The sequence below is a fragment of the Alicyclobacillus sp. SO9 genome (assembly GCF_016406125.1).
Lineage (GTDB): Bacteria > Bacillota > Bacilli > Alicyclobacillales > Alicyclobacillaceae > SO9.
Window position 1 is genome coordinate 3,516,173 of record NZ_CP066339.1, and the last position, 13,315, is coordinate 3,529,487.

The 13,315-nt window shown below is 48.7% G+C and carries 13 protein-coding genes; 3 read left to right on the forward strand and 10 right to left on the reverse strand.

All coding sequences use genetic code 11. From position 1 onward, the window contains the following. Positions 1–18 precede the first annotated feature (18 nt). The gene (locus tag GI364_RS16495) at positions 19–900 is read right to left on the reverse strand and encodes a SurA N-terminal domain-containing protein (protein WP_198850332.1); all 882 of its coding nucleotides are present in this window, start codon (positions 898–900) and stop codon (positions 19–21) included. A 392-nt stretch (positions 901–1,292) separates the two neighbouring features. Here GI364_RS16495 and GI364_RS16500 point away from each other — a divergent pair, with 392 nt between their 5' ends. Genes GI364_RS16500 through GI364_RS16510 form a run of 3 tightly spaced genes read left to right on the forward strand, consistent with a single transcriptional unit; the run spans position 1,293 to position 3,792 of the window. Next, a complete protein-coding gene (locus GI364_RS16500; protein ID WP_198850333.1) occupies positions 1,293–1,937 on the forward strand; it encodes an FMN-binding protein in 645 nt (214 codons plus the stop codon). After that, positions 1,938–2,891, forward strand: coding sequence for an FAD:protein FMN transferase (locus GI364_RS16505; protein WP_198850334.1), 954 nt, complete (start codon positions 1,938–1,940; stop codon positions 2,889–2,891). Further along, complete coding sequence (locus GI364_RS16510) at positions 2,884–3,792, forward strand: RnfABCDGE type electron transport complex subunit D (RefSeq protein ID WP_198850335.1); 909 nt, start codon at positions 2,884–2,886, stop codon at positions 3,790–3,792. The genes GI364_RS16505 and GI364_RS16510 overlap by 8 nt, the downstream gene beginning before the upstream one ends. Before the next feature lie 159 nt (positions 3,793–3,951). Here the strand turns inward: GI364_RS16510 and GI364_RS16515 are convergent, their stop codons facing one another. The 9 genes from GI364_RS16515 to GI364_RS16555 form a co-directional block, all read right to left on the reverse strand. After that, positions 3,952–5,151 (reverse strand): thiolase family protein, encoded by a 1,200-nt coding sequence (locus GI364_RS16515; protein WP_198850336.1) that lies wholly within the window; start codon positions 5,149–5,151, stop codon positions 3,952–3,954. Between the two features lie 54 nt (positions 5,152–5,205). After that, a complete protein-coding gene (locus GI364_RS16520; protein ID WP_198850337.1) occupies positions 5,206–6,366 on the reverse strand; it encodes an acyl-CoA dehydrogenase family protein in 1,161 nt (386 codons plus the stop codon). Between the two features lie 118 nt (positions 6,367–6,484). After that, a complete protein-coding gene (locus GI364_RS16525) occupies positions 6,485–7,240 on the reverse strand; it encodes a beta-ketoacyl-ACP reductase (RefSeq protein WP_198850338.1) in 756 nt (251 codons plus the stop codon). A gap of 84 nt (positions 7,241–7,324) precedes the next feature. Next, a complete protein-coding gene (locus GI364_RS16530) occupies positions 7,325–8,389 on the reverse strand; it encodes a phosphotransferase family protein (RefSeq protein ID WP_198850339.1) in 1,065 nt (354 codons plus the stop codon). An 85-nt stretch (positions 8,390–8,474) separates the two neighbouring features. Next, a complete protein-coding gene (locus GI364_RS16535) occupies positions 8,475–9,683 on the reverse strand; it encodes an acyl-CoA dehydrogenase family protein (RefSeq protein WP_198850340.1) in 1,209 nt (402 codons plus the stop codon). A gap of 123 nt (positions 9,684–9,806) precedes the next feature. After that, entirely contained in the window at positions 9,807–10,580 is a 774-nt protein-coding gene (locus GI364_RS16540) for an SDR family oxidoreductase (RefSeq protein ID WP_198850341.1), read from the reverse strand. Between the two features lie 101 nt (positions 10,581–10,681). Next, positions 10,682–11,101, reverse strand: a complete 420-nt coding sequence (locus GI364_RS16545; protein WP_198850342.1) for a MaoC/PaaZ C-terminal domain-containing protein — start codon at positions 11,099–11,101, stop codon at positions 10,682–10,684. Then, positions 11,098–11,541 (reverse strand): MaoC family dehydratase N-terminal domain-containing protein, encoded by a 444-nt coding sequence (locus tag GI364_RS16550; protein ID WP_198850343.1) that lies wholly within the window; start codon positions 11,539–11,541, stop codon positions 11,098–11,100. The genes GI364_RS16545 and GI364_RS16550 overlap by 4 nt, the downstream gene beginning before the upstream one ends. Positions 11,542–11,616: 75 nt before the next feature. Continuing rightward, entirely contained in the window at positions 11,617–13,248 is a 1,632-nt protein-coding gene (locus GI364_RS16555) for a long-chain fatty acid--CoA ligase (protein ID WP_198850344.1), read from the reverse strand. Between the last annotated feature and the right edge of the window lie 67 nt (positions 13,249–13,315).

Genomic DNA, 13,315 nt, shown 5'->3' on the forward strand with positions numbered 1-13,315 from the left:
ACGATGGCAGGCCCAGCACTACGATGCTGAATTCTTTGTGCTATTGCTTGACGACGTAGAACTTGCACCAGCAGAGCTGCTGTTACTTGCCGAAGCGGAACCCGTACCGGTGGCATTGGTACTGTTTGCTGAAGGCGCCAATCCTGTCACATTCCCTGTACCAACTGTACTTGTCCCGGAATACTGACTATTGAGGCTCTTGTATTTTGAATCTAGGATTGAGAGGCCGTCACTCTTCGCTAACTGTGAAAATAAAACGCTCTGCGGGATGGCTTTTGATTGCTTTACCGCCGTCACCACTTGACTTTTCACTTTGCTAAGGGGCTGCGGTTTCGACTGTCCAGTTGTTGTAAACTGCGACTTATTGGCGTTGTAATAACTTTGAATTTCGCTGTTTGTCACCTTTACGTTTCGTTCCGCCAGTTTCTGTTCAAGGACTTGAAGTTTTAAAGCGGCCGTCAATTGATTTAACTGTATATGATTTTGTTGAAGAAACGATGTTAGTTCTGACGTGGTTGATATTCCGTACTGGGCTTCCATGCCGCTGAGAGCGCTTTGCACTTCTGCTTTCGTTGCCGTCAAGTGATACTTCTTTGCACCATCCTTGATAAGTTGATTATCAATCATTTGTTGCAGGGTCTGCGTTCCCCCAGTAGATTCCAACTTATTGGCCAGCTCTGCCTGCGTAATCGTTGTACTTCCCACTTTTGCAATAACGTGATTGCCAGTGCGCGACAGAAACGCTGTTGTCCCCCATGCTGCTCCTACAACAACCGCCCCTCCGACGGCTGCAGCGACCGCTGACCAAAGGGGAATTTGCCGCACCAGTGGGTGCTTTTCTGCAGCGCGTGATTGCTTTGCCTCTGACCCATCGGTGGTCTTATCCTGCCGTGATTTCAATAGTGGTAATCTCCTTCATGCTAAAATAGTAAAATACCGAATTTGTTCAATTTATACATTACTTAAAGAACGTCACATAATGATGGAATCAATGTGGTGATTGTATGGAGAAAATGTGGTGAGGCAAATGATTCCCAAATACCATAAAATCTCCACAAACTCTTTATATCTCCTAAACATTCGTTGGTTAGACTAGATTTCAAAGCTTAGAACAACTGCAGAGAGTGTTTTCTTTGTAAGAGTCTGCAATAAGCAGCCAATTATTTGACATCAGATTGATATTCGGCTGATAACGTTTAATATGTACGTCTATTCGGAGCAGAACACCGGGTTACACAGATATTTCGGGTCAGTCTTATCTTGACTTTCAATAAGCATAAGGAGGTTTGCCAATGGCAGGAAAGATGAGTCCAAAGTTCGTCACATTGTGCTCTCTGGCTGTCGGTGCAATCTATTCAACGGGTTACTCTATTACAACAAACCATAATACAGCCGCTGCGGCACCAACTGTTCACGCGCATGCCAGTGCACCGTCGGCGACATCCGGAGGGCAGACCAACGGATCGCAATCATCAGGCGGAAATTCCTCTGCCTCATCGAATACTGGAAGCAAAAAATCCAGTACCGGCACTTCCAACTCGTCAAATTCAGGGTCTCAAGCGGGTACCCAATCGTCGAACACCAACAAATCCGGTGGACAGAAGTCATCTTCACACGGAACAAAGAGTGCCAACAAGAAAACCAATACGACAGCCCCTTACTTGGATGGTACATACAATGGGTCCGCATCAAATCGGATTGGAACAGTCGCAGTAGCCGTGTCCATCAAAGCCGGTAAAATAGCAAATGTACAAATTACCCAGTGTGACACACACTATCCAGAGCGCTATATCAACCCAGTACTGCCGAGTTACGTAGTCGCACACCAGACCACCCGCATCCCAATTGTATCAGGGGCCACGCTCAGTACTCGAGACTTCTATTTTGCGCTTGTGCAAGCTCTCTCTCAAGCGAAGAATCCAAATTATAAGGGGTAGTTGACGCTGTCACACTCGTCACGAGAGAAAGTGCCCGCCACACTTAAAACATGGATGGCATTAGGGACTCTCATTCAAATACAAATCGTTTCGTTGGAATCTTCTGATATTATTAACCAAGCGATGCAACAGGCTGTAGGGGTAATCCATGCGGTAGAACAAGCTTGCAGCCGATTCGACAGGGACAGCGAGTTAACGAGACTGATTGAGTCCCCTGTTGGAACTCAAGTACCCGTGAGTCCAATCCTGTTTCAAAGCGTCCACTTTGCGTGTGAGGTTGCTAAGTGGACTAATGGGGTATTTGACCCGACCATCGCGGCGACAATGGAGCAGATGGGGTTCGTACATCACTATCTCACCGGTGAGGCAGTTTGGTCAAAGAAGTCGGCAGATGAGGAAGCTACGTTTCGTGATATTGAACTTGATGAGACGAACCAGACGATTTGTTTGCACCGGCCGCTGCACATGGACTTAGGGGCAGTAGCAAAGGGACTTGCAGTAGACTTGGCTGTCACTGAACTCGCCAACTACAGTTTCCCTGGATTTGTGGTTGACGCTGGCGGCGACGTTTATGCAGCAGGCACAAGTGTCGACGGCGAGCCATGGAAAGTAGACATTCGTCATCCTGTGCATCGTGAGACCACAATTCGCTCGCTCCTGGTTCAGGATTCGGCCGTTTGTACTTCAGGTTCATATGAGCGCAAGAGCCCGACGGACAGTAATTCGCACCATATTGTGAATGCACACGACAAACGTTCTGCCGACAGTTTTTTGAGTTTGACTGCAATTGGGCCGTACACGATGATGACTGACGCTTTCTCCACGGCCGCTTTCCTCTATCCACCACAGCAGGCCTTGCATTTATTGGAGGAGGTTGGACTGGAAGGCATGATGATAGCTCAAGACCTGCAAATAAAAGTCACGTCTGGGTTGGAGGGTAACATATATGAATGACTATAACCGTACTGCAAATCCAGCAATGCCATCAAGAAAGCCGTCCCCAAGTCAAAGCCGGGGGGCTGCTGGGCAAAATCAAGCTGGAGCGCAGACGCAAGCCATGCCAGGTCCTGTGCGCAAGTTTCTTCGCACACCAAAAGGGACCGTGCTATGGCTGCTGTTAGGTTTGATGTTGGTGGCTGCACTGCACTCATCGGATCGTCCCGGGATTGCAAATGTACTGGCAGCGGCATTTACAGCTGCCATGATTGACTTGTTGCTGGCAGTTATGCGAAGAAACAAACGTGTGTTTCCGGACGGGGGCATCATTACTGGGGTCATTGTTGGACTGGTCCTGAGTGGTACGGTGCATTGGCAGGTTGCCGCCGTCACTGCGGCTATAGCCGTCGCCTCCAAACACGTGTTAAAGATCAAGAGAAAACCTATATTTAATCCTGCTGCTTTCGCCTTGTTGTTCGCTTTGCTCGTGTTTCATACGGGTCAAAGCTGGTGGGGAGACCTAGCCGACATCCCGGTCTACTTTCTCCCATTGCTTGTTGCAGGAGGTTACCTCATAACAGGAAAAGTAAATAAGTTCCCTCAGGTCTTGACCTATCTCGGAACCTATTTTCTGCTGCTAACACTCGCTGCCTCCCTCCACTTTGGCAATGCTGCCTATACACCCGGAGATGCCATGCGGATACCAATTGTCAACGCGGCTTTGTTCCTAGCATTCTTTATGCTGACTGACCCGCCAACTTCTCCAGCAAAATACGGAGACCAAGTGATGTTCAGCGTCATTGCAGCCGTAGCCAGCGTAGGCGTCTACCTTGTCTTCGGAGGGCTTTCCTATCTCTTTATTGGCCTGCTCGTCGCAAATGCGTACAAGGCAGTCAAATCCCTCGGTTTTGGATCGTAGTCAAGACCAATGCAATGCGGATTGACGACACCGAAGCCGAGCGGCTCACACTGCGAAATGTCGAACTACCGTATACCACTTTCTCGGAAAAACGGGCAAGCAGAGACCTCCCTGCTTGCTCTTTACGCTGCGACATGCAGTGTAGACACATTTTCGCCGTTAGGATTCTTCAACTCGCTCCAGGACCGTGGCAACCCCCTGACCTACACCCACGCACAAGGCAGCAAGGCCGTAGCGTGTCCTCGTTCTCTGCAGTTGTTTCGCCAAAGTCCCTACAATCCGTGCACCTGAACATCCCAGTGGGTGTCCCAGGGCAATAGCCCCGCCGTTTGGATTTACTCGTTCATGAGGAAGATGGAGCTCCTCGATGCACGCCAAAGACTGTGATGCAAAAGCTTCATTTAATTCTATCCAATCCAATTCTTCTACAGACAACCCAGCATGCTTCAAGGCTTTGTGGGTAGCTGGAATTGGCCCAAGCCCCATCGTACGAGGACTCACACCCGCCGATGCAGAAGCTACGTACCGCGCCATCGGCTTCAAACCAAGTTCCCGGCCCTTTGTTTCAGAGACCAGCAGTAAAGCTGCAGCACCGTCGTTAAGTCCTGAGGAGTTCCCGGCAGTAACGGTCCCTTCCTCCCTGAACGCAGGACGAAGTCTCGAGAGTCTGTCAAGGCTTGTTTCCGGCCTTGGATGCTCATCAAATTGTACGAGTCTATCTTCCTTTTTGTGTTTCACTGCTACGGGGACAACTTCCTCTTCAAAGATACCGTTCTTCTGTGCTCGGTCTGCTTTACGTTGACTGGAAAATGCAAACTCATCTTGCCTTGAACGAGATATATGGTACATCTCAGCTACATTTTCAGCGGTCTCTCCCATGCTCTCCAAGGGATAGGGAAACTTCGGATTGGCCATTCTCCAACCCAAGGTTGAATCCCATATTGTCTGATTTCCCCGGACAAACTCCATATCCGGTTTTGGAAGAACCAAGGGAGCTCTAGTCATACTTTCTACGCCGCCGGCAATCGCCATGTCCATTTCACCGAGGGCAATGGCTCGTGCCGCTTGATTGACAGCCTCAAGCCCCGAAGCACAGAGTCGATTTACAGTCACTCCCGGGACGTGTTCTGGGAAACCTGCAAGCAGTACCGCCATGCGGGCCACATTGCGGTTATCTTCCCCCGCTTGATTTGCGCATCCGAGAAACACCTCGTCCAACTGAGACGGGTCGATGTTAGCGCGTCTCACTGCTTCGTGTAATACGATAGCCGCCATGTCATCCGGGCGAAGATACTTAAGTGCCCCGCCAAGGCGACCAATCGGGGTTCGAACATATTCCACTAACCATACCGTCTCCATCCTACTCACTCCTCCCATCGGTTCGTTGCGTTTGACGTTTGCTAGTCTGCTCTCCTATCTCTGTCTCTGTAAGTACTCTTTCTGTAAACGAGAACTGATAATGTTTTTTTGAACCTCAGACGTTCCCTCATAGATTCGCGTAATACGGGCGTCCCGATAAAACCGCTCAATTGGAAAATCAGAGATATAACCTATTCCGCCGTGAATTTGCACAGCCTTGTCGGCAACGCGATTGTAGACTTCAGAACCGTACAGTTTGACCATGGCGGCTTCTTTAATCACATTCATTCCTTCATCTGTCATCCAGGCAACTCGGTAAATGAATGACCGAAGTGTTTCAATTTCAAGCGCCATTTCAGCGAGGTAGTGTTGAATAATTTGCTGTTCATAAATGGGCTTCCCAAATTGCTTTCGATCATGGGCGTACTCTATCGACTTCTGCAACAGGTACTCGCTTGAGCCCAAGCACCTGGCTGCAAGTCCCGCGCGCCCGTTGGCTAGGATTTTTAGCGCGTTGACATATCCGTCACCAAGTTCCCCAAGCACGTTTTCCTCCGGAACTTCCAAATCTTCAAAGTATAGCTGTGCTGTGTGCGAACCGTGTAATCCCATCTTTTTTTCGATACTTCCGACATGAAAGCCAGGAAAACTTCTTTCAACAATAAACGAGGTGATTCCCTTAGCGCCCGCGTCCCTGTCGGTCACTGCCATAACCGTAAAAACATCTGCTATGGGAGCGTTTGTAATATATATTTTCTGCCCATTAAGAATGTATTTGTTGCCCCTTTTAACCGCCGTTGTCTGTAGGTTCGCCGCATTCGATCCCGCTTCTGGTTCCGTCAAAGCAAAAGCCCCTATCCACTCTCCTGCAGCCATTGGTGGAAGGTACCGCTGTTTTTGTTCCTTATTTGCCAACTCTACAATTCCGACGGAACCAATTCCGTTGTGTGCACCAAGAATGGTCGTATACCCATTTATCGTCCTTCCAAGTTCTTCAAACAAGGCGCATTTTCCAACCATGTTCAGCCCCATACCGTCGTATTCTTCAGGAATGGATAGACCAAATAAACCCAGGCGCTTCGATTGATGCAACAGTGCTTGCGGAACCTCGTCCTCTTCCTCTATCTTCCCAGCCAAAGGTTCAACCTCGTTGTCCACAAAGTCTCGTATCATGTTTTTCATTTGACTTATCTCTTCAGGCAAACGAAAGTCCATGTCCATCTCTCCTCGTTATGTCTGCATCTCTCCCTTATAGACACTAAGTACCGTATTTGCGGTCCGCCAGAGCAAACTTCTATTGCTAAAGAATCTGTCTGCAAACGCTCCAAAAACCCTATGCTTTTGGCCCGCCGGCCACATAAATCACTTGACCTGAGACGAAACCAGCCTCGTCGCTTGCCAGGAAATTCACAACATTAGCAATGTCCTCCGGCTGTCCGACTCGACGCAGAGGAATTTCTTTAGCAGCGTACTCCTTAAATTGCTCCATATTCACCCCAACCCGCTCAGCAGTCGCCTTTGTCATGTCTGTCTCTACAAATCCGGGCGCCACGGCATTTACATTAATGTTGAACTGCCCTAGTTCTATGGCTAGAGTTTTTGTCAGTCCTTGAATACCTGCTTTTGCGGAAGAGTAGTTCGCCTGTCCCTTATTCCCAAGCGCAGAAGTACTGCTAACATTGACAATCTTGCCGTATTTTTGTTCCACCATATATTTTTGAACAGCACGACTGCAAAGGAAATGTCCCTTTAAATGAACATTCATGACCATATCCCAATCTTCCTCGGACATTTTAAAAAGTAAATTGTCTCGTATGACTCCTGCATTGTTTACGAGGATGTGGATCCCGCCAAGGTCTTTTACGACTTTTTCGACAGCGTCTTGCACTTGATTGGCTTTAGATACGTCGCAGCCCACAGCAATTGCCGTTCCACCGGCAGAGTGAATAGCTGCAACCGTTTCCTGACAGGCATCCTCATTTAAATCCACAACCGCTACACTTGCTCCTGATTGTGCAAGTCGCCTGGCAGTGGCTGCTCCAATTCCTCTTGCAGAACCAGTCACCATCGCAACACGTGTTTTTGTCATTGTAAATCCGCTCCCTCTTCTTCACTTTTTGTATTTCATTTTTCAAGCATCAGTTTTTGCAAAATTCTATGCAAGTACAAAGTATTACAGGTATCTCCCTTTGGTTGCGTTGACCGCCATTTCCATCAAATCTTTGGCAATCTCGCCAAGTGCAGCAAAACGGTGGTCTTGCGTTTGTCCTTGCCACCAGCGGTAGTAGATTTGCTGTAAAATCCCCGAAGCTTTAAAGTAGGCAAATGCCATATAAAAGGACAGATTGTCAATCTCCCAATCCATTTCCTTGGAATACAACTGAATGAGGTCCGAACGCCGCATAAAACCATCCTCTGCCGTGAGACGGGAAAACTTGTTTGTCAAGGCAGACGGGTCACCCTTTTGGGCCCAGTAACTCAAGGTAATGGCTAAGTCTGACAGCGGGTCGCCGACAGTAGCCATTTCCCAATCCACAATCCCAACAATATGGCCGGGGTTGTCTTTGTTATAAAGTACATTATTTAGCTTGAAGTCGTTGTGGATCAACGCTGCACGCCCGCTGTTCGGCAAATTACGAAGCAGCCAGGTGCCCACTTCTTGCATTCCGGGAATTCTATCATCTGTAATTGCCAACTCATGCCGCTTCATCCAGCCTGTAACCTGTCGTTGCATGTATCCCTGCGGGTGGCCAATGTCAACGAGGTTCGGATAATTTTCAAGTGAAATTTGATGCATTTGCGCTAACGTCGTTATTAACGCCTTGGAAACGGCTTGCTTGTTCTTGTGCGTATTTGCATAGGCTTGGGGCCACGTGCCGTCTAATACCACTCCTGACAACTTTTTCATGACGTAAAATGGAACTCCGATGAGGGACTCGTCCGAACACATCAAATAGGGAACAGGCGCTGCCTCGACATATGGATACACGGCAGTAAGCAATTTGAATTCACGATGCATATCGTGAGCCCGAGGAGCCACTGGTCCCACGGGAGGTCTGCGCAATACCGCCTGCCAGTGCCCTATTGTCAACAGATAGGTCAGGTTGGAATGGCCGGCAGAGAACTGTTGCACCTGCAGTGTACCATCTGGAAGGCCGTTCAAATTCTGTCGCAAATACGTCTCCACGGCTGCTTCATCGAAAGATTCACCATCACGGACAGGGATAAGGTGCGACATCTGTTACCTCCTGACGTTTCTGTACTCTATGTTCCATTTCTAATGCGTCTTCTCTTATTTCGCCTATTTACCTGTCGTCACTGTCTTATGATTGGTACGAACGCAATTCAAGTTTTGCAACATCTCGCCGATGAACCTCATCCGGACCGTCAGCAATGCGAAGTGTACGCACTGCAGCCCACATTGCAGCGAGAGGAAAATCATCACTCACCCCGGCACCGCCATAGGTTTGAATGGCTCTGTCGAGTACATGCAGCGCTGCGGTTGGAGCCGCTACCTTAATCATGGCAATTTCCTTACGGGCGCCCTTATTTCCCACCGTATCCATCATATAGGCAGCCTTCAGTGTCAAGAGACGAGCCTGCTCAATTTCAATTCTGGAATTTGCAATCCACTCACGTATAACACCCTGTTCAGATAACGAACGGTGGAAAGCAACTCTCTGAACAGCCCGCTCGCACAGGAGTTCCAAAGCCCGTTCGGCAACGCCGATGGACCGCATACAGTGATGGATCCGCCCTGGCCCTAACCTTCCCTGAGCAATAGCAAACCCCTTTCCCTCGCCCCATAAGATGTTTTCCGCAGGCACGCGGACGTCAGTATAACTGATTTCTGCATGGCCGTTTGGCGCGTCGTCATACCCAAATACGGATAAGTTTCTCTCCACTCTCACACCCTCGGTGTCCATTGGAACGAGAATCATCGATTGTTGTTCATGCCGTTGTGCATTTGAATTGGTCTTACCCATTACAATTGCAATTTTGCAGCGCGGATCAGAGCCGCCAGTAGACCACCACTTTCTCCCGTTAATCACATACTCGTTTCCGTCTTTGACAATACTTGTTTGGATATTCGTCGCATCAGCAGAAGCGACGTCTGGTTCGGTCATTGCGAAGCACGACCGTATATCTCCTGCGAGCAAAGGTTTCAGCCACTTTTCTTGCTGCGCCGGTGTACCGTATCTGGCCAACACCTCCATATTTCCTGTATCAGGTGCGTTACAGTTAAATACTTCCGGAGCAATGGGGGATTTACCCATGAGTTCGGCTAAGGGTGCGTATTCCAGATTCGTTAGACCCGCTCCGTGAATATTGTCCGGCATAAACAGGTTCCAAAGACCTGCTTCCTTTGCCTTGGTCTTCATTTCCTCCATGATTGGGGGAATAATCCATCTTTGTCTTTCCTCTTGTAAAGCCTGGAAATACTCTCTTTCTCCTGGGTACACGACATCGTCCATAAATTTAATAAGTCGTTCCTGATAGTCTTTAACCGTGTCTGAGTACTCAAAGTCCATCTAAATCGCTCCCTTTCCTACACACGAATGCAGTTACATGACTGTGGCAAGGAGCATCCGTCCAAGGGGGCAGCCTCAATTCTTTGTTTGACCGTTGACATCGAACTGAGACATCCCGCATTTCTACTGAGCAAGTGCTCCCCCGTCTACAGAAAGAACTTGACCAGTGGTATAGTCCGATGCAGCAGAGGCGAAATACAGCGCTGCTCCCTGCAAGTCTCGTTCACCACCAAGACGCCGTAAGGGAACAGCGTTTATAATTGCTTCTTGATTTGCTTGCAGTACATCTTTCGTCATCTTTGTCGGAAAAAACCCCGGGGCAATAGCGTTAACATAGATGTTGTAACGCGCCCACTTTACAGCAAGGTCTTTTGTCAACATAACCACTCCGCCTTTACTGGCGTTATAGCCAACAGCATCCAAAACTTCAGGGGGAGTCCCGCTTAAGCCGGCAGTTGAAGCTATATTAAGGATCTTTCCGCGCCCCTGCTCTTTCATATGCCGCGCCGTTGCTTGAGACATAAGAAACGTACCTGTAAGATTCGTTTGAATGACTTTCTGCCAGGCTTCATAAGGCATATCCAGAGCAGGAGCACCCCATGACGCTCCCGCATTGTTGACGAGAATATCTATTTTTCCGAATTTTTGGATAGATTCATCTACCACTGATTGAATGGAGTTTGGATTCGTCAGATTTAATTCAAGAGCCAGCGCATCTTTACCTGCCTGCACGAGTTGTGAAGCTAGGTGTTCGCAGTTGGCCACCTTCCGCGAGCAAAGCACGACCTTGGCTCCGGCTTCTGCATAAGCCTGTGCAATTTGAGCACCTAAACCGCGTCCACCGCCTGTAATGACTGCAACCTTACCCGTCAAATCAAATAAATCGAATACAGACATAGCAGCACCTCTACTGATGTGGGTTATGAGATTATTGCAACCGGCTTTTGTTCCAAAACACAGGTGACCTACCAGTTTTCGTGCCGTACAGATGAAGTCTGTTAGGTGATTGACACCCGAAACTCAGCTGTTCCCGTCACAACGACTTTCTCCGGACTCGTGAATGCCGAAATATCGCACACCGCTACGTTCGTTGCTCCTTCCTCTTGTAGTTCCACGACCGTACCTTCACATGTGACAACATCTCCCGGACGGACCATTTCTTTGAACCGAACACTAAAATTGAGCAAGTCCCCGTCTTCGCCGATAGCGTCGGTGAGCATCTGTCCCACAAAAGCCATTGTCAGCATACCGTGAGCAATCACCCCGCCAAGACCCGCTGCTTCAGCGAATTCATCAACAGTATGAATAGGATTGAAGTCTCCTGATGCACCGGAATACATCACCAGTTGAGTTTTCGTAACGGGTGACTTTACGAGTCGAGGAAGCGCCTGACCTACCTTGAGATCCGTTGTCGTCATTGCTTGCCCCCCTGTCTGTAAATGACCGATGACGTCCCCTTAACGACGAGGTCTCCGGATTCGGTCTTGGAAGTGTATTCAAATATCAGAAAGGTCATTGTCCCAAGCCTGCCCTTGCGGTCAAATACCCGAGTCAGTTTAGTTGAACAGTACAAAACGTCTCCAGGTCTTACAGGACGGTAGTATTCAAACCCTTGCTCACCATGAATCAGTCCATCCTGCGGAAGGTCAAATCCCTCAATGGCACCATAATCAAAGGTACGACTAAACGTAGGCGGAGCAACGATAGAACCATATCGTGTTGCACTTGCATAGGATTCATCACGGTATAGTGGATTGGGATCTCCTATGGCCTCCGCAAACTTTCTTATTGCTCCCTTCTCTACTTCATTTCGAACGGGAACAGATTCCTTCCCTATGAAGTTTTGAAATCTACTCATTCGTTCTCCTCCCTCTCCTCGGCACAGACGACTCCTCATGATGTTCTCCGTTGGCCAACGGGCTTGGCGCTGAGTTCAGTCCCCTTGTACGGTGATTAATCCTTCATCCAACTGTTTTCGAAGCGTTCGTTTCGAGAATTTACCCACGCTGGTTTTGGGAATCTCGTCTACGAAGACATACGTGTCAGGAATCCACCACTTCGCAACTTTGTCTTTCAGAAATTCAGAGAGCACCTCCCCCGTCACGCTCCCCTTATCCTCAGAATGCAACACCACACACGCCAGTGGACGTTCCTGCCATCTTGCATCCGTGACGCCGATGACAGCGGCTTCAGCAACCGAAGCATGCGACATAATTGCATTTTCCAAGTCGACGGAGGAAATCCACTCGCCTCCGCTCTTGATAAGGTCTCTTGTCCGGTCCACTACTTGCAGGTACCCGTTTCCATCCATCGTTGCGATATCCCCGGTGTGGAACCAACCATCCACGACCGTCTCCGCCGTTTTCTCAGGATTTTTGTAGTATTCTTTAAGGACCCACGGCCCGCGGAGCAAAAGTTCGCCCATCTGTCTTCCGTCGCGGGCGACCTCTTCGCCGCTCTCGTTGACCAATCGCATTTCAAGCCCGGGCACGAGCAGCCCAGTTTTTGTCCTGAGTTTGAATTTCTCTTCATCCCCCAGATTGGCCAATGCTCGCTTAGGTTCATTTATAAACGTTACAGGCGTCGTCTCAGTTTGACCGTACCCCTGATACAATCGAATCCCGTACTCTTCCTCAAACGCCCTTGTCAGTCCGACAGGTAGAGCAGACCCCCCAGACATGAGGTACCGAATATGGCTTAAGTCGTATTTTCTCGATGAATTTCGCAAGTGTTGCAAAACACCCATCCATATCGTCGGAACCCCCACACTCAAAGTCACTTGTTCCTTCTCCATCAAGTCGCAGAAAATCTCCGGAGTGGGTCGATGACCCGGGTATACCTGTTTTGCACCTGCCCAGGCATCAATAAACGGCCTCCCCCAAGCATTAACGTGAAACATAGGAACGATGGGCATCGTGACATCGGCTTCGCCAGTCCCTAGTTCTCCTGTCATACAGGTCAGACAGTGAAGGTAGAGTCCTCTGTGCGAATATACGACACCCTTTGGGTCTCCGGTTGTTGCCGAGGTGTAGGCGAGAATCGCTGGCGTGTTCTCGTCAAATTCACGAAAATCGTATTCATCGCTTGCTTCACTCATTAGGTTTTCATACAGGTAAGCATTGTTTAAAGGCAAATTTGGCAGGGTTTCCTTGTCAGTCATAATGACGTATTTCTCTACGGTCTCAAGTCTATCAGCTATTTTGGCAATGACAGGGACTAGGTCTTCATCTACAAAAAGCACCTTGTCTTCTCCATGATTGATGGAGTAAACAAGTTGCTCTTCGAACAGACGAATGTTAATGGTATGCAACAGCCTTTGCGACGTTGGCACAGCAAAGTACAGTTCCGCATGGCGGTGGTTATTCCAGGCAAAGCTTCCAACCGTCTCATTGTCTCCAACTCCGAGTGTTCCCAGCACGTTAGCCAGTTTACAAACCCGTTTGTAAAAGTCAGCGTATGTGTAACGAACAATTCCCGAAAAATCTCGCGACACAATTTCTTTTTCCGGAAAAACTGTATGAGCACGGTATAATACATTTTTCAGCAGCAACGGGAAATCCATCATTTCGACTCGCCCCCACAACCTAATTTGTAAGCCTTTTCATATAGAATTGAACCTATTACCTCTTGAT